Raw genomic sequence first — 15582 nt, 5'->3', positions numbered from 1 at the left:
TTTATGGTAAAAGCATCCTTAAAATATGCCACTTTCCTGCTTTTTACCCTTTTAACGATCGTATCCTATGGCCAGCGCGCCGGACGGATGAAAAATCAGGTTACTATCAGTGGATATTTAAAGCCCCGCCCGGCTATAGGGAATTTCTGCGTAACCCTGCGAACAGACAACGATACTTTCCGGTTAGCAGTAAACGCCTCCGGTTATTTCACCAAAACAATAAAAAATGTTTCCAGCGGTGCACACCCGGGAATGGCATCCCTGGAATATAATGAAGACGGCTGCCATCATACTGTAAAGTACTTCGTGCTGGATACCAATGTTATTTCACTGGAAGTCAATATAACCTCTGGTGAATGGACCGTTAGCGGTGGTCGGGAAAACAAGGTAGAGGAACTTTTCAACGGGATCGGGAAGACGTATGCCGGAAAAATGGCTGCGGAAAACCTGACGATGCCGGGCATGGATAGCATCAGCATGCAAAAGTACCTCCTGGAGCTGGCACTGATACAACAATATAACGGTTCCTATATCGCCTATCAAAGGTTAAAGACACTGTTCCGGCCTTCCACGTATGGCATCAGAGATCGGATCAGGGCAGCCATAGAGCGGCTGGACACTACCCGGTTTTCGCCCGCCGAGCGTACCGCTATGTTAAAAAAGTTCTCCGACTATGTGGAAGAGAGCCGTAAGCGGATGGACGGCGCGCTGTTTCCTTCGTTGCAATTTGAAGCAACGCCTGGCGGTACCTCCTTTCAAACCCTGGCCTCCCGGTATCCCTACTTGTTGATCGATGTTTGGGCTACCTGGTGTGGTCCATGTATCCAGCAACATCCATACCTGAATAAATTAGCCACGGAAAACGCCGGTAACAAATCCTATGCTATTGCAGGGGTCACGATATCCAGCAGAAAAGCAGACTGGGACAGGCATCTGAAAGCGAAACCATTCGCCTATCAGCAATACTGGCTCGATGAAAAACAGGGCGGACAGCTGGCGGAGAAGCTACGCCTGTACGGTGTGCCGCGATATTTGTTATTACGCACTGCCGATAGTGTAATCGTTGAAAAAGATATTGATTTCGATGACCTCGAAAAAACATTGCAAATGTACCGTGACCAACAACAGTGAGACAAATTAAAACATGCTGAAACGTTTCCCACATTACAAACAAATGGACATGATGGACTGCGGCGCCACCTGTCTGCGTATTATATTCAAATACTACGGACAACTGGTGTCCATCCATAAAATACGGAAGCTCTGTCAGACGACGAAAAATGGCGTTAACCTGCTGGGTATCTCTGAAGCCGCTGAAAAACTGGGATTCCGTACGCTGGGCGCCCGGCTGAACCTGGAACAGCTGCATCAGATAGAGCTGCCCTGTATCCTCCACTGGGACCAGAAGCACTTCGTAGTACTTTATAAAATCAGGAAAGACAAATACTATTTATCCGATCCGGCGAGTGGGCTGACTTCTTACGATGAGCGGGAGTTCAAAGCGCACTGGTTTTCCGTGAAAGATCAGCATGACGGGCTCTCGCTGATACTCAGTCCCGGCCCCGATTTTTACCAGATTGATGAGGATGAGCCTATCCGGGCTTTGGGATGGAGCAAGGTATTTACCTATTTCTATAAATACCGCCGTTTGTTCATTCAGCTGATACTGGGCATGGTGCTTGGTACCCTGCTGTCGCTGATAGCGCCTTTCCTGGCGCAGTCGGTAGTGGATATCGGGATCAATACCAAAAACATCAGCTTTATTAACCTGATCCTGATTGCCCAGCTGATGCTTTTTGTGGGCAGTACCGCGGTGTCTTTTATCCGGTCATGGATCATGCTGCATATCAGTACCCGGGTCAATATCTCCATCCTGACAGACCTGCTGATCAAGATCATGAAATTACCGATGGGGTTCTTCGACCTTAAAACGCATGGTGATATTATGCAGCGGATGGCCGATCAGCAGCGTATCGAGGCTTTTCTGACAGGGAGTACGCTGAATACCCTCTTTTCGCTGGTGAACATGCTGATCTTCGGCAGCCTGCTGATCATCTACAATAAAACCATCTTCCTGGTGTTTATTATCTCCACGGTGCTATACACTGTGTGGATCCTGGCTTTTATGCGTTACCGGCGGGAGCTGGACAACAAACGGTTCAAGATATCTTCCGAAAACCAGACGTACATGGTGGAAATGATACAGAGCATGCAGGACATCAAACTGAACAACGCGGAAAAGCGGCGGCGATGGGGGTGGGAGACGCTGCAGGCCAAACTTTTCCGTTTCCGGGTGCAGAGCCTGGCGTTGTCCCAGTACCAGTCCGTCGGGTCGATGGCCATCAACCAGGCTAAGGGGATACTGATCACGTACATATCCGCCAAAGCGGTGATCGACGGAGAAATCACACTGGGAGGCATGATGGCCGTTCAGTATATCGTGGGGATGGTGAGCAACCCGGTGGAGTCGTTGCTGAGCTTTCTGCAGTCTTACCAGGATGCAAAAATAAGTCTCGAGCGCCTCAATGAAATATACGATACAGAAGAAGAAGTGGATATCCGGAAAGACTACCTCACTAAACTGCCTGATGATACCTCAATAGAGCTGCGTAATGTCACTTTCCGCTATTATGGCGCAGGCAATGAACCGATATTTACCAAACTGAATATGAGCTTCCCGGCCGGGAAAACAACGGCTATCGTGGGAGCCAGCGGCAGCGGCAAGACAACGATCCTGAAACTGCTGCTGCGTTATTATAACCCGGAAGAAGGGGAGATACTGATAGGCGGCAAACGGCTGGACCAGATTGATTTTGGGCTCTGGAGAGATAGCTGTGGCTCCGTGCTGCAGGACAACTACGTATATGCGGATACGATAGAGCGCAACATCGCTATCAACGATGAGTTTCCCGATGAGAACAGGCTGCAAAACGCCGTGCATATAGCCAATATGGAAGACTTTATTGCCGGTGAGCCTTTCGGGCTGGCGACAAAAATCGGTACCGCCGGAAAAGGTATCAGTCAGGGCCAGCGGCAGCGGTTGATGATAGCCCGCGCCGTCTATAAAGCTCCTGCCTTTATCTTCCTCGATGAAGCAACCAATTCGCTGGATGCCAACAATGAGAAAGCCATCGTAGAAAAGCTGGACCAGTTTTTTGACCAGCGTACGGTGATTGTTGTGGCGCACCGCCTCAGCACCGTAAAAAATGCCGATAACATCATCGTACTGGAAAAAGGGAATATCGTAGAGCAGGGGACACATCAGGCGCTGACGGCGAAACGCGGAAAATATTTTGAGCTGGTAAAAAACCAGCTGGAACTGGGAAATTAAGATCATGGCAAAGAAAAGTTATACGGAAGACGACATCCATTCAGAAGATCTCCAGGAGATCATCACCAAGCCACCATCCTGGCTGATGAAAAGAGGTATTTCCTTCGTGTTGCTGACGGTGGTGCTCATCATCGGCCTTTCGGTGTTTATCCGGTATCCCGAAATGGTGCAGGTGTCCATGAGGTTCAGTACCAGCAATGCGCCCAAAGCGCTCGTCAGCAAGGTGAATGGTAACCTCGTGAAGATATTGGCCAAAGAAGGGCAATGGGTGGAGAAAAACACGGACATCGCCTATGTGGAAAGTATTGCGGAACATCGGCAGGTCATCGATATCCTGAGCCGGCTGAAAGAAATACGCAACAGCGGCGCTTCCATGCAGGACCTGACAGATCTCGTGGCTCCTACAGAGCTGGACCTGGGGGAGCTGCAGGGCAGTTACCAGAGTTTCTATACGGCGTACCTCAACTATAAGGCGGTCAACAGGGAAGGTGTCTTACAGAAGCGGAAACACTTTATACAGAACGAGGTGCAGTATGTAAACGATCAGACCGCCCGCACCGAAGAGATTTACAAACTGCAAAAAGATGAACTGGCCCTCGCGGAAGCGGAGTATGAAAAGTACCGGCTGCTGGCGGAAAAGAGGATCATCAGCCCGCTGGAGCTGCAGCGGAAAAAAGCAGTGCTGCTGGCAAAGCGGCAGGTAATCCCGCAGATGGAAAATACGCTTATCAGTAACCGGAGCGCACTGTCAGCCAAAGACAAAGAGCTTTCCGAGTTAGACAATCAGATCATCGAAGAAGAAAAGAAATTCTACCAGTCGCTGAATACCTTCATCAGCGATGCGGAGAACTGGAAAAAACAATATGTGATCACCACGCCTTCTGCCGGCTTTTTGGTTTACGGAGATTTCTTACAGGAAAACCAGCTGCATAAAACGGGCGACATCCTGTTTTATATCAATGCCGGCAAAAACGACTATTACGGTGAGGTGCTGATCCCGCAGGCAGCATCGTCGAGGGTGAAAAAAGAGCAGCAGGTGATGATCAGGGTACGCAGTTATCCTTACCAGGAATATGGATACCTGAAAGGGAAGGTGGATTATATATCGGATATCCCTGTCAAAGACAGCCTGTTTTTCTCCCGGGTAGCGCTGGTAAGAACAGCTGCAGATTCTGTCATTAAGCTGAAGCCGGGCATCCTGGCGGATGCGGAGATTATCACCGAAGACCAGTCTATTTTCTGGCGGATCTGGCTGAACCTGACCAGGTCACTGAAGTATTAAAAACTACCGGTTGGTCCGGGTCACTGCAGCCACGCCTTTAATGTAACGGCGCTGAGCCATCCCATAATCAACACCACACACCAACCTGCCGCCTGCATCCACGCCGGGTATTTGTAACTGCCCATCAGTCTCTTTTTTACCGAAGCAACCAGGATGACCGCCAGGGCTACCGGAAGTATAAGACCATTGAGTGCGCCGGCTGTAATTAAGAGCCGTACCGGGTTGCCAAGGACAATAAAAATGACGGTGGAAAAAACAATGAAGAAAGAGATGATCCACCGTTCATATACCTGTATCAGTGGATGGAATGTTTTGAGAAAAGACACGGAGGTATAGGCGGCGCCTACTACAGAGGTAATGGCCGCACACCACATCACCATGCCAAAAAAGCGATAGCCGGCCATACCGGCCACCATGCGGAACACGGAAGCCGGCGGGTTGCTGCTGTCCAGCGTAAAGCCTTTGGCCACTACGCCGAGGGTGGCAAGAAATAACACGCAACGCATAATGCCGGTGATGATGATGCCGCTGACGGCGCTTTTATTGACCATTTTTAGTTGACCGGTGCCGCTGATGCCTGCATCCAGCAACCGGTGCGCGCCGGCGAAACTGATATAGCCGCCAACGGTCCCGCCTACCAGCGTAACGATCGCTTTGGTATCGATCACCGAAGGCCAGAAAGTTTGCCGGACAGCCTCTCCCAGTGGCGGGGCGGAGCTGACAGCGATGTAGACGGTCAGTAATACCATTAGTAGTCCCAGCCACCGGGTGAACTGATCGAGCATGTATCCCATTTCTTTTATCCAGAAAATAAACAGGGCAACACCGCAGCTGAGCAGCGCGCCATACATGGTGTCCATGCCGGTGATGACCTGTATGCCTAGTCCGCATCCTCCTATATTGCCAATGTTGAAGGCCAGCCCGCCGAGCACCACCAGTGCAGCGAGCAGGTAACCCAATCCCGGCAGCAGGTCGTTGGCCAGGTCCTGTGCGCGGCGTTCGGTGATCGCCAATACACGCCATATGTTGAGCTGCGCGCCGATATCCAGTAAGATGGAGATCAGCACTACAAAGCCGAAGGCGGCGCCCAGCTGCCAGGTGAAAACAGTGGTTTGTGTCAGGAAACCCGGACCGATAGCGGAGGTGGCCATCAGGAAAGCGGCGCCTATGATGGCGGAGGATTTTTGTTTACTCACGGATGTTGGATCGTTAAGTGATGGTGAAGCAGGGCGGTATGGATGGCACGGGCATATTCCAGTGCATGGGGGCCGTCGCCGTGTATGCAGATGGTTTCTGCTTTCAGCGGAACTGTTTTCCCCGACCGGGCAGTCACTTCCTGCCGGGTAACCATTTGCAGCACCTGTTGGATGGCCATTGTTTCATTTTCAATCATAGCCCCGGGTTGTGAGCGGGGTGTCAGTGAGCCGTCATCCTGGTAGGTCCTGTCTGCAAACACTTCGCTCACGGTCTTCAGTCCTGCCGCAGCTGCAGCGCTGATCAGGGCGCTGTTACTCAGCCCGAAGAGCCGCAGGCTGCTATCTACATCCTTTACGGCTTTTGCGATCACGGCGGCCATCGCGGGCATACGGGCGGCCATGTTGTACAAGGCGCCATGTGGTTTTACATGCTGCAGTGGCACGCCTTGCGCGCGGCAGATGATTTGTAGTGCATATACCTGCGTAGACACCAGGTCATACAGCGCCGGGTCTGAAAGGTGTTGCTCGCTGCGTCCGAAATTTTCCAGGTCCGCAAAGCCGGGGTGCGCGCCTATGGCTACTGTATGTTCGGCTGCCAGCGACACTGTTTTTTTCATAGTGTCGGTATTGCCGGCATGATAGCCGCAGGCGATATTGGCGCTGCTGATAAAAGGCATAATGGCCGCGTCGTTGTCCAGCCCTTCGCCCATGTCACAATTAAGGTCAATATAATGCATATGGTGATAACCATTTTTCCAAACGTAATTGTGTTGCGTGCTGCAGGTAGCGCAGCGCTCTTTCCTGTTGCCACAACAGTTCTTCTGCCGTTTCCCGGCCGGCGATGCTGAACTGTAGTGACTGCCCCACCTGGTATTGCGCCAGCGCCGGCATATCGGCGGTGATGACGTGTGCTGCTACAGGGTAGCCGCCGGTCGTCTGGTGGTCTGCCATCAGTATGATCAGCTGGCCGTCGGGGAGGAGCTGTATGGCTCCTCTGCATATGCCGGCAGACAGCTGCTCTTCTTTCCTGCCGGTGCGCAGGGGCGTCCCGCTGAGGCGGAAGCCCATACGGTCGCTGTGCGGCCCCACCCGGAAACTGCCGGTCAGTAGTTGTTGCTGCGAAGGCGCATCCAGCATGTCCCAGCAGGCGCCGGGCAAAATACGGATGGTGTCCTGTTTATTATACAGATGAGCGGTGGCGGCTGTCCAGGGGAGTACTTCCGTTGACAGCCCGCCGGTATGCTGCGGTGTTCTGTTGAGCGGTAGCTTGTCGCCCTTACGGAGCGCCCTTCCTTTAAAGCCGCCCTGGGCTACTTTAAGGTGTGTACTGCAGCTACCGAGCCAGGGTGCCAGGGAGAAGCCGTGGCGGACGGCAAGGTAGCAGCGCGCGCCGCTGCGCAGTTTTTCAAAAGTAAGCGTTGCGCCGGCGGGGACATACAACGGCGTATGCAGCGGTACGGGGCAGCCGTTGACAGCCGCTCCGAAGTCGCCGCCCGATAAGGCTATCAGCGCAGGTGTTTCGAACAGGTATTTGCCTGCCGGGAAGTGTAATTCCAGCAGCGCTTCGGTAACAGGATTGCCGGTAAGCCCGTTGGCAACGGCCATGGCTATACGGTCCATTACACCGCCGGGATTGATCCCCAGGTGTTGAAAACCATATCTGCCTTTGTCCTGTATGGTGTCCATAATGCCCTGTTGTATTACTACCATGCTCATTGCTCGTGTTGTATCTGTCTGAAAACTTCGAGGGTGACCGGTATAAACTGTACCTGGTCGCCCGGGTGGCAATAACAGGGATCGGCATGGGTGGCGTCAAACATCCGCAGCGGTGTTTGCCCTATTATATTCCAGCCACCGGGGGACGCCAGCGGATAGATACCTGTCTGCGCTCCGGCAATGCCTACGCTGCCGGCAGGTACCTGCAGCCGTGGCTGCGGCCTGCGCGGCGTCTCCAGCGCGGCACAGACTTTCCCCATGTAAGGAAATCCCGGCAGGAAACCTGTCAGGTATACCGTATATACTGTTTCGCAATGCCAGGCGATGATATCCGCTATGGTCACCTTCCGGGAAACAGCCATCTCTGTGATGTCCGGACCCAGGGAAGGATCATAACATACCGGAATACGCAGCTTGCGGGGAGCAGGCGCGGTAATGGCGTCCCGGGTTTTTATTTTCGTTGCGATATAAGCCGTCAGCCACTGTAATCCCGGCACCCGCTCGTTATTCCTGATCAGCGCCGCATCATACACTATCGTTAAAGAGGCATAAGCCGGTATCAGATCAAGGATATAGGGGGAGGATGAAATGCGGAGGCAATGATAGGCTTTCATCACTTCCTGATGTACCGCCATACTTATTTCCTGCTCCCATTTCAGGATAGCAGCGCTGTCTCCGAGGGGGTGTATGACATAGCCAGACTTCATGGTAACAAGATAATACTTTTACAGCGGGAAAAACGGTCGCAACGATAAATTTATAAGGAGACGAGGATGGTCCAGAATTAATAAATACGGCTGGTCCGGTTACCACGGATAGCTTTTTCCGCTAGGTTGCATTGTCTATATTTTTCAAATGGTATGCACATGTTAAGACGGTGGAAGATAGCGCTCCAATGGGATAAAAAGGAAGGCCGGCCCCTCTATCTCCAGATTGCGGATGCTGTTATTAAAGAGATCCGGTCGGGGAGACTGCAGCCGGGAGATGCCCTGCCTGGCAGCCGCGACCTGGCACAGTTGCTGAAGGTGAACAGGAACACGGTCGTAGACGCATTGAATGAGTTGCTGATAGAAGGATGGACGGTATCGAAGGAACGGAAGGGCACTTTTGTGGCGGAGGATTTTCCCCGGGACGGTGAACAGAAAGCAGGAGCGCCATCTGCTGCCGCGCAGCCGCTGCAAAGGTTCAATGTACAGTTCGACGATGGTCACCCCAGCAGCAAAATAGCACCGGTGGCCTCGTTGGCGAGGGCATACCGGGAAATTTTTCAACGGAAGGCGAAGTGGCAGGCCATGTCATATGTAAATCCCTATGGAGAGGTATCGTTCAGAAAAGAAATCGCTTTAATGCTTAATCATCAGCGTGGCATGCGCGTTCAGGAAAACGATCTCTGTATCACCAGGGGCAGCCAAATGGCGATGTACCTGACTGCGCATTGCCTGTTCAGCAAAGGCGATCATGTGCTGGTAGAGAACCCGGGATACAAGCCGGCCTGGAGCGCGTTTGAAAGCGCGGGAGCAAAACTGCTGCCGGTGACGGTTGACGGAGATGGACTGGTAACTGCGGATGTGGTAAGACATCTCCGGACCCGCAAAATAAAGGCGGTGTATACCACGCCGCACAGGCAATACCCTACCACGGTAACGTTAAGCCGGCAGCGGCGGCTGGAACTGATCAGGCTTTCCAACGAGTATGGCTTCAATATTATAGAAGATGATTATGATAATGAGTTCCATTTCGGCCAGCGTCCCGTATTGCCGTTGTGCAGTTTCCCTGAACTGGAGCACTATGTATACATCGGGACGCTTAGCAAAGTGGTGGCGCCGGCATTACGTATAGGCTATATGGTGAGCAAGGACTGCGCGTTGATGGAGCGCGTGGGCGCCCTTCGTAAAATCATCGATGTGCAGGGCGATATTATTATGGAGCATGCCGTACTGCAATTGATCAAAGACGGCACGGTCCGGCGGCACATAAAAAAGGCTTCGCATTACTACAAAACAATCCGGGATATAGCTGCCGGTTTGCTGGAGGAGTATTTATCTGAGAAAGTACATTATACGATACCGGAAGGGGGACTGGCGTTCTGGCTGGTGCCGAAGAAGAAAGTAGACTGGGCTAAACTGTCTGAAAGCCTGAAGGCTAAAGGGATACAGATTATTACGCCGGAAAGTTTTAGTTACGGAACACCGGTCAACGGCCTCCGGCTGGGCTATGCGGCGCTCTCTGAAGAACAGTTGCGTGATGGCATCAGGGCGTTGTCCACACTGCTCTGAAAAAAAGGCCAAACCTTCTGCTGCAGGTTTGGCTATGAGAGGCTTGCTACCGATGAACAATGCAGATCAGCCTTTTACGTCCGCCATGGATGCGCCAAAGTTGATATGTAACACATGGCCGGCCGGCGTCAGCAGTGCTGGTACTGATTTTACGCCTGCTGCTTCGGCTTCGGCGATGCGTCCCCTGTCGTTGCCGAGATGCACGACTTCCACTTTTTGCGGACCGATTAAATGAATGATATCTTGCTCAGCGCTGACGCAAACAGGGCATCCTGCGTGGTAGAAAATCGACTTTTCCATTTTTCTTGACTTTTGGTGTTAGGAATGATTGTCGATGTAAAAATAGGGAGCCTGGCCAGTGGGTTTATGGTCCAGTTTTTTATTTTCCGGGGTAAACTGGTCAAAGGCCTACAGGTCATCGGTCGCCCAGCCAGTGTAAGAACGAGGTGGCTTTCTCCCTGCCGACGATGAGTTTTTCGGCTGTTTTTACAACCAGGGTAACGGTTAGCCTCCGGTCAAAATAGTGTTGTACTTCCTGTATGGATTTGAAGGCGATAATATACTGGCGGTTGATCCGGTAGAAGTCCCGTGGCGCCAGCAGACGCTGTATTTCATCCAGCGATTCTTTCATCGGGTATTCGTGGCTTTCGTCCGTTACGGCAAAAACGCCGGTGAGGGATTTATAAAAGTATTTTATCTCGCTGGTGGACAGGTTGATGTAGCTGTGTTGGTGAAACACCAGGAAACTGGTTTTGCCCTGCTTTTCTCCTGAGATAGACTTAAGGAGGTCCAGCAACCGCGTATCCGCCTGTGCCGTGCGTTGAAAGAAGCTGCTGAAGTGTTCTACTTTGAGCAGGGCGTTTTCTATATCCGCCTGGGTAAAGGGTTTGAGGATATAGTCAATGCCGTTGTTTTTGAAAGCTTGTGTGGTGTATTCGCTGTAAGCGGTACAGAAAATGACGGGCGCTTCTACTTTCACCGATTTAAAGATGTCGAAACAGGCGCCGTCGGTTAACTGTATGTCCATGAAGACGAGATCTACAGGTTCTTTCCGGTTGAACCATAAAACCGCTTCTTCCACACTTTGGATCGCGCCGGCGATGATGGTGCCAGGCCTCATGGCGTGTAAGTGCCGTGATAGCGCGCTGGCTGTTTTGACTTCATCTTCTATGATCAATATTTTCATATATCAGCGGTAGTTTAACGATAAAATGGCTTTCTGATTTAACAACGGCTACAGGCTGTTGACTAATAAAGCCATATCTCCCTTTGATGTTATCCAGCCCAACGCCGGCAGACTGTTCATTTTCCCGGAACTGGTAATTGTTTTTAACGACCAGGTGATCATCTTCGGTGTAAATATCAATAAATAAAGGCTTCTTCCGGGTAAAAGCATTGTGTTTGATACAGTTTTCAACGAGCAGCTGCAGGGTGAAAGGAGGGATAAAGCTGTGCATCAGCTGCTCGCTGATTCCGAGGCGGACCACGATACTGTCCTCGTAGCGGGAATGCAGTAAAAACAGGTATGCCTCCAGCACGTCTGTTTCCTGTGATAAAGATACCAGGTCCTCTTTCCTGCTTTCAAGGGAGAAACGATAGAAGTCTGAAAGTTTAACGACAAAATCACCGGCTTCCTTGTCCTGGATGTCGATCATAGATTTTAAGGTGTTCAGGCTGTTGAACAGAAAGTGCGGATCGATCTGTTGTTTTAGCAGCGCATACTGTGCATGGATATTTTCTGATTTTAATCTTTCCATTTGAAGTTTCACCTGTTGGGCATCAAAATTCTGGTAAAGGAAGAAAACAACCATGGATATCGTCAGGTTGATGAGAACGCCTCTGAACTGGTACATCATCAACATAGAAGAAAAGGAATACCGGGGAAACGCCAGCTGGTGAAAAAGCACCAGGATAGCCATGACCACCATGCCCAGCAACAGGCTGAAGGTCAGTTTCCTGATGATCCTTGTTTTGGCCATGGTAACAATGGAGAACCTGGGCAGAGAAAACAGGTTGACATACCATACAAAAAGTGAGAATAAAAACGCGATAGACGCGTCTACTGCCAGCTCCGTGAAGGTGATGTTCAACTGCAGGATTTTAGGTATAGAGGCCAGTATCCCCATAAAGAGAGAACTTAGCCAGATGATACCGGTCGATACCTGGAAGATATGATTTTTCCATCTCATGTGGGTGCCCGTGTTTTGTGTTACAACGATGAAAGGTAGTCTCTTTTTCCGACTATGGCGTGATGGTTGGCTGCAACGATACCATCAAGCGGACCCTGTCCAGCTTTTGTTGTTCATTGATGCTATTGTCCCTGGTTAAGGATGGGCCGTTGAGCTTTTGATAGTCTGCAGACGGATCGGGGTTCAGCAGGTTGACAGTGGTGAGTGTTTCTATGGAAAGAAATTCGCCCGGCGTCATCGCGCCGAACCATACGGGATCGCCGACCAGTTTCCAGGTCACCAGCACCAGTTTCTTTTCGCCTTCAACCGGGATGGTTTTGTCTTTCAGGGTTTCGTATGCGGCGGAATTGCCGAAGAGGGTGCTGGTTTTCCCGTCTTTAGGATTTATAAAGGTGGTAATCGTTTTGAGATGCATGGCTTCCAGCCCAAAGGTAGCGGGTATGGTAGCCGGACCATTTCGGTTTTCTGTTGGTTGTTGCCGGCAGGCGGTGAGCAGTAGCAGGCAAATGAAGAAGGTGTTTTTCATATTAATGTTGGATGGGTGCGGTGAAAACGAAGTCATTGTTTTTAACAGGGCGGTGGCAGTTGATACATTCTGTTGTGAACAGGGCGCTGGTGCCATAAGGTTTCAATGCGGGCGTTTTAAACCTTGCCCATCCCCAGCCTTCGGTCGAAGCATATTTTTCCTTATCCTTTATCATATATTCCACCTGTTTAAACGCGCCCGCAGTGATGTTTCCTTCAGCTGTCGTGAGCTGGTCCCAGGCTACTTTGGCGAGGATGCTGCCGTTGGGCCATGGGTTGGTTTGATGTTGCCGGATGGCTTCAACAGCGATATCATTGCCATAGATGATCCTGATGGTGCCGTTATCTACCCGAAGGGTGGTGCTGATGGGCGTCCAGTCTTTGTATCCGGGAATGTATTGTACGCCGTTAAGCGCTTCCGGTAGTTTCGCCGGAACATTTTTTGTGGATGCAGCCCACTGGGCATATTGTGTTTCGAGGGTTTTGTTTTTAGCGCTGTCCGGCTGTTGTTTGGGAGCCAGTGTGACAACGTATTTTTTGAGTACCTGCAGATCGCTGGCGGTAATTTTTGCATCAGGATGCAGGGACGTATAGCTTTCCAGGGGCATTACTCCGGCAATCACCTGGTTCACCGATTCCCAGAGTTTGGCCGCCTGTTCCGGTTTTTCCATTTTATCCCACAGGGAGAAATTTAAAACGCTTCTGCCGCGTTTTACGTGGTCGGCCACCAGCCAGTTGACGGGCGTGATCTGGTCGAACCAGCGGAGATGGACGGTATTGGAGTGACAATCGTAGCAGGACCTTTGCAGGATGGCAGCTACCTCGTTCGGGAAGGTTTCCGGTGACGTTGCAGGATGCTGGTTGCCGATGTTGGGCCTGACGAATTGCAGGAGCAGCAAAACAGCGACGGCCGCCAGGATTACCTTCGTTTTTTTATTTTTCATGAACGCTTTGTTTGATACAAAGTAAGGAGGTATTTCCTTTGGCGGCGTTCAGCGGAGTGCGAAATGAGCAAAATGGGGACTGAAGTGTTCCGATCGTGGTTTTAACGTAAATTAATATAAACTTAATGGCATATTATGGAATGCCCGCCGTCTAACTGGTAATTTTGAACCCTGACCAAAGGTAAAAACAGTGGAAACGAGCAATACGGCACATTCCCGATCAGCAGCAACATCTCAGCACGAGGATGCCGTAACCTTCGACGATGTCTATAACCGCCACTGGAAACCCTTGTACCGGACCGCTTTCCGCATCTTAAAAAACGAACAGGCCGCTGAAGACATCGTACAGGACACTTTCGTCCGTCTCTGGGAAAACTGGGACACCATTTTACATATCAATATCAAAGGCTGGCTGTTCACCACCTCCTACCACCTGGTACTTAAAAACCTGAAACAGCTGCAGGCAAACGAAAGCATCGAACAGGCTACCTTCCCTGAACCGCTTGCCGGGGAAGCAGATGAACCCATAAGAACGAGACAGCTGCAACTACAGGTGGAAACCTGTGTGGGCAACCTGCCCGATCAATGCCGGAGGGTATACACCATGAGCAAACGGGAAGAATTTTCCATCAAACGTATTGCTACAGAATTAGGCATCTCTCCCAAAACCGTGGAATACCACGTTTCTACAGCACTCAGGCGCATACGCCAGGGTATCAGCAGGGCAACGCTCTTCGTCCTGTTCCTCTTTTATTAGATAGACCATGGTCCGACTTCCGGATCCATCATCTCCCCGGCCCAAAATTATCCTGTTATAATTTTTTTTTAAAAAAGTGACCCTGTCCACCAAGGGATACCCCCTGTTTTTGGATTGTATATATAGAGGGGTGCATTATCCGTGTACAAAATTGCAAGATGGACAACGATATATTCAGCAAACTATTACAGAAACGTGCCAGCGGACAAACACTCAGTCCCGATGAAGAGGCGGTGCTTATGGAAGCGTACGACCGCCTTCTGAAGGAGGAACTCGCGGCGGCGGACGAAGATCCATCGCTTGGTCCGGACGAGCAGCGGGGCGTGGATATACGGCAAAGGATAGACCAGCGCATAGCCGTCCGTCGTACAAAATATTTCCGTGTTCGTAACATGAGGCGTGTAGCAGCGGCTCTTTTGGCAGGATTAACCCTGTCGGCTGGTCTGTATTGGTTCCGCGCAGGCACTAAAGTCAACAACCACCGGTTGACGGAACAGGAGGAGGTCCTGCCCGGTGAGAACAAGGCCCGTCTGACATTGGCAGATGGTTCAGTCATCACTCTCAGCGATACGCAAAACGGCGTTATTGCCACGGAGGGAGGTGTACGTATCGAAAAAGACGCGGAGGGGAATATCCGTTATAACGTGGGCAAAAAGCAGGAAGTTATACCGTCGGCAGTCAATACCATTACTACCCCCAATGGGGGCCAATACCGGGTGACCTTACCGGATGGCTCTGTCGCTATGCTCAATGCTGCGTCTTCCCTGAGTTATCCTGTACGTTTTTCAGATAAGGAACGCCGGGTAAAGATGACGGGCGAGGTTTACTTTGAAATTGAAAAAATGCGGCTGCCAGGAGAGAAAGGCAACGTTCCCTTTTTTGTGGAAACGGCCGGGCAGGAAGTACAGGTGCTGGGGACTCATTTTAATATCAACGCCTACGGCGATGAAGCGGCCGTCAGGACAACACTGGTGGAGGGCAGCGTCAAAATAAGATCGGCCGGCGGTGAGTCTGCTTTATTAAAGCCTGGTCAGCAGGCCGTTCTGGCGCAGCAACTGACCGTGCAACAGGCAGACATTCAACAGCAGCTGGCGTGGGTAAACGGTGATTTTGTTTTCCGTGGCGAAACGCTTGAAAGCATCCTGCGCCAGGTGGAGCGTTGGTATGATATAACGGTGGAATATCCGCCACACATCGGCCAGCTGCGTTTCAACGGTATGGTGTCCCGGTCACAGCCACTATCCGCTATCGTCAAAATGATACAATCTACCAGGAAAGCAACAGTAACCGTTAAAAAAAGGAGGTTAATCGTGACAGATTGATACCAGTTAAATAACGGATAAGCTATCAATAAAATAGCCAAAGG

The 15582-nt window shown here is 51.0% G+C and carries 15 protein-coding genes; 6 read left to right on the top strand and 9 right to left on the bottom strand.

Annotated features, from left to right (window positions below; translation table 11 throughout):
- Nucleotides 1–3: 3 nt before the first annotated feature.
- Genes B5D63_RS22815 through B5D63_RS22805 form a run of 3 tightly spaced genes read left to right on the top strand, consistent with a single transcriptional unit; the run spans nt 4 to nt 4613 of the window.
- Nucleotides 4–1131: a TlpA family protein disulfide reductase gene (locus B5D63_RS22815; RefSeq protein ID WP_078671142.1), complete on the top strand. Its 1128-nt coding sequence runs from the start codon at nt 4–6 to the stop codon at nt 1129–1131.
- A 13-nt stretch (nt 1132–1144) separates the two neighbouring features.
- Nucleotides 1145–3331, top strand: a complete 2187-nt coding sequence (locus B5D63_RS22810; RefSeq protein ID WP_078671141.1) for a peptidase domain-containing ABC transporter — start codon at nt 1145–1147, stop codon at nt 3329–3331.
- A 4-nt stretch (nt 3332–3335) separates the two neighbouring features.
- Entirely contained in the window at nt 3336–4613 is a 1278-nt protein-coding gene (locus B5D63_RS22805) for an HlyD family secretion protein (RefSeq protein ID WP_078671140.1), read from the top strand.
- Nucleotides 4614–4633: 20 nt separating this feature from the next.
- Here the strand turns inward: B5D63_RS22805 and B5D63_RS22800 are convergent, their stop codons facing one another.
- From B5D63_RS22800 to pxpB, 4 genes are read right to left on the bottom strand one after another with little or no spacing between them, the layout of a single operon-like run.
- The gene (locus B5D63_RS22800; protein WP_159456119.1) at nt 4634–5809 is read right to left on the bottom strand and encodes an NRAMP family divalent metal transporter; all 1176 of its coding nucleotides are present in this window, start codon (nt 5807–5809) and stop codon (nt 4634–4636) included.
- Nucleotides 5806–6546 carry a 5-oxoprolinase subunit PxpA gene (gene pxpA / locus B5D63_RS22795; protein WP_078671139.1) on the bottom strand — a complete coding sequence of 247 codons (741 nt, stop codon included), beginning with the start codon at nt 6544–6546 and terminating at the stop codon, nt 5806–5808. The genes B5D63_RS22800 and pxpA overlap by 4 nt, the downstream gene beginning before the upstream one ends.
- Complete coding sequence (locus B5D63_RS22790) at nt 6533–7525, bottom strand: 5-oxoprolinase subunit C family protein (RefSeq protein ID WP_078671138.1); 993 nt, start codon at nt 7523–7525, stop codon at nt 6533–6535. The genes pxpA and B5D63_RS22790 overlap by 14 nt, the downstream gene beginning before the upstream one ends.
- Nucleotides 7522–8232 (bottom strand): 5-oxoprolinase subunit PxpB, encoded by a 711-nt coding sequence (gene pxpB / locus B5D63_RS22785; protein ID WP_078671137.1) that lies wholly within the window; start codon nt 8230–8232, stop codon nt 7522–7524. Before pxpB ends, B5D63_RS22790 begins: the two co-directional genes overlap by 4 nt.
- 159 nt (nt 8233–8391) lie before the next feature.
- Here pxpB and pdxR point away from each other — a divergent pair, with 159 nt between their 5' ends.
- Nucleotides 8392–9801, top strand: coding sequence for a MocR-like pyridoxine biosynthesis transcription factor PdxR (gene pdxR, locus B5D63_RS22780; protein ID WP_078671136.1), 1410 nt, complete (start codon nt 8392–8394; stop codon nt 9799–9801).
- A gap of 66 nt (nt 9802–9867) precedes the next feature.
- On the opposite strand, the gene B5D63_RS22775 is transcribed toward pdxR, so the two are convergent.
- From B5D63_RS22775 to B5D63_RS22755, 5 genes are all read right to left on the bottom strand, one after another.
- Nucleotides 9868–10101, bottom strand: coding sequence for a thioredoxin family protein (locus tag B5D63_RS22775; RefSeq protein WP_078671135.1), 234 nt, complete (start codon nt 10099–10101; stop codon nt 9868–9870).
- 115 nt (nt 10102–10216) lie between these two features.
- A complete protein-coding gene (locus B5D63_RS22770) occupies nt 10217–10987 on the bottom strand; it encodes a LytR/AlgR family response regulator transcription factor (RefSeq protein WP_078671134.1) in 771 nt (256 codons plus the stop codon).
- Entirely contained in the window at nt 10962–11990 is a 1029-nt protein-coding gene (locus B5D63_RS22765) for a sensor histidine kinase (protein WP_078671133.1), read from the bottom strand. The genes B5D63_RS22770 and B5D63_RS22765 overlap by 26 nt, the downstream gene beginning before the upstream one ends.
- A 52-nt stretch (nt 11991–12042) precedes the next feature.
- A complete protein-coding gene (locus tag B5D63_RS22760; protein ID WP_078671132.1) occupies nt 12043–12516 on the bottom strand; it encodes a hypothetical protein in 474 nt (157 codons plus the stop codon).
- A gap of 1 nt (nt 12517) precedes the next feature.
- Complete coding sequence (locus B5D63_RS22755; protein WP_078671131.1) at nt 12518–13459, bottom strand: heme-binding domain-containing protein; 942 nt, start codon at nt 13457–13459, stop codon at nt 12518–12520.
- A 190-nt stretch (nt 13460–13649) separates the two neighbouring features.
- On the opposite strand from B5D63_RS22755, the gene B5D63_RS22750 reads away from it, so the two are divergent.
- On the top strand, nt 13650–14216 hold the full coding sequence (locus tag B5D63_RS22750) for an RNA polymerase sigma-70 factor (RefSeq protein WP_078671130.1): 567 nt from the start codon (nt 13650–13652) through the stop codon (nt 14214–14216).
- Nucleotides 14217–14374: 158 nt separating this feature from the next.
- On the top strand, nt 14375–15538 hold the full coding sequence (locus tag B5D63_RS22745) for a FecR family protein (RefSeq protein ID WP_078671129.1): 1164 nt from the start codon (nt 14375–14377) through the stop codon (nt 15536–15538).
- The last annotated feature ends 44 nt before the right edge of the window (nt 15539–15582 follow it).

Source organism: Chitinophaga eiseniae (assembly GCF_900167135.1).
Classification (GTDB): Bacteria; Bacteroidota; Bacteroidia; order Chitinophagales; family Chitinophagaceae; genus Chitinophaga; species Chitinophaga eiseniae.
This window is presented reverse-complemented; position numbering and strand designations above follow the sequence as displayed.

Coding starts and splice junctions, on each gene's coding strand:
- B5D63_RS22805 (WP_078671140.1), top strand. CDS start 3,336: ATGGCAAAGAAAAGTTATACGGAAGACGACATCCATTCAGAAGATCTC.
- B5D63_RS22755 (WP_078671131.1), bottom strand. CDS start 13,459: ATGAAAAATAAAAAAACGAAGGTAATCCTGGCGGCCGTCGCTGTTTTG.
- B5D63_RS22760 (WP_078671132.1), bottom strand. CDS start 12,516: ATGAAAAACACCTTCTTCATTTGCCTGCTACTGCTCACCGCCTGCCGG.
- pxpB (WP_078671137.1), bottom strand. CDS start 8,232: ATGAAGTCTGGCTATGTCATACACCCCCTCGGAGACAGCGCTGCTATC.
- B5D63_RS22815 (WP_078671142.1), top strand. CDS start 4: ATGGTAAAAGCATCCTTAAAATATGCCACTTTCCTGCTTTTTACCCTT.
- B5D63_RS22775 (WP_078671135.1), bottom strand. CDS start 10,101: ATGGAAAAGTCGATTTTCTACCACGCAGGATGCCCTGTTTGCGTCAGC.
- pxpA (WP_078671139.1), bottom strand. CDS start 6,546: ATGCATTATATTGACCTTAATTGTGACATGGGCGAAGGGCTGGACAAC.
- B5D63_RS22770 (WP_078671134.1), bottom strand. CDS start 10,987: ATGAAAATATTGATCATAGAAGATGAAGTCAAAACAGCCAGCGCGCTA.
- B5D63_RS22765 (WP_078671133.1), bottom strand. CDS start 11,990: ATGAGATGGAAAAATCATATCTTCCAGGTATCGACCGGTATCATCTGG.
- B5D63_RS22790 (WP_078671138.1), bottom strand. CDS start 7,525: ATGAGCATGGTAGTAATACAACAGGGCATTATGGACACCATACAGGAC.
- B5D63_RS22745 (WP_078671129.1), top strand. CDS start 14,375: ATGGACAACGATATATTCAGCAAACTATTACAGAAACGTGCCAGCGGA.
- pdxR (WP_078671136.1), top strand. CDS start 8,392: ATGTTAAGACGGTGGAAGATAGCGCTCCAATGGGATAAAAAGGAAGGC.
- B5D63_RS22810 (WP_078671141.1), top strand. CDS start 1,145: ATGCTGAAACGTTTCCCACATTACAAACAAATGGACATGATGGACTGC.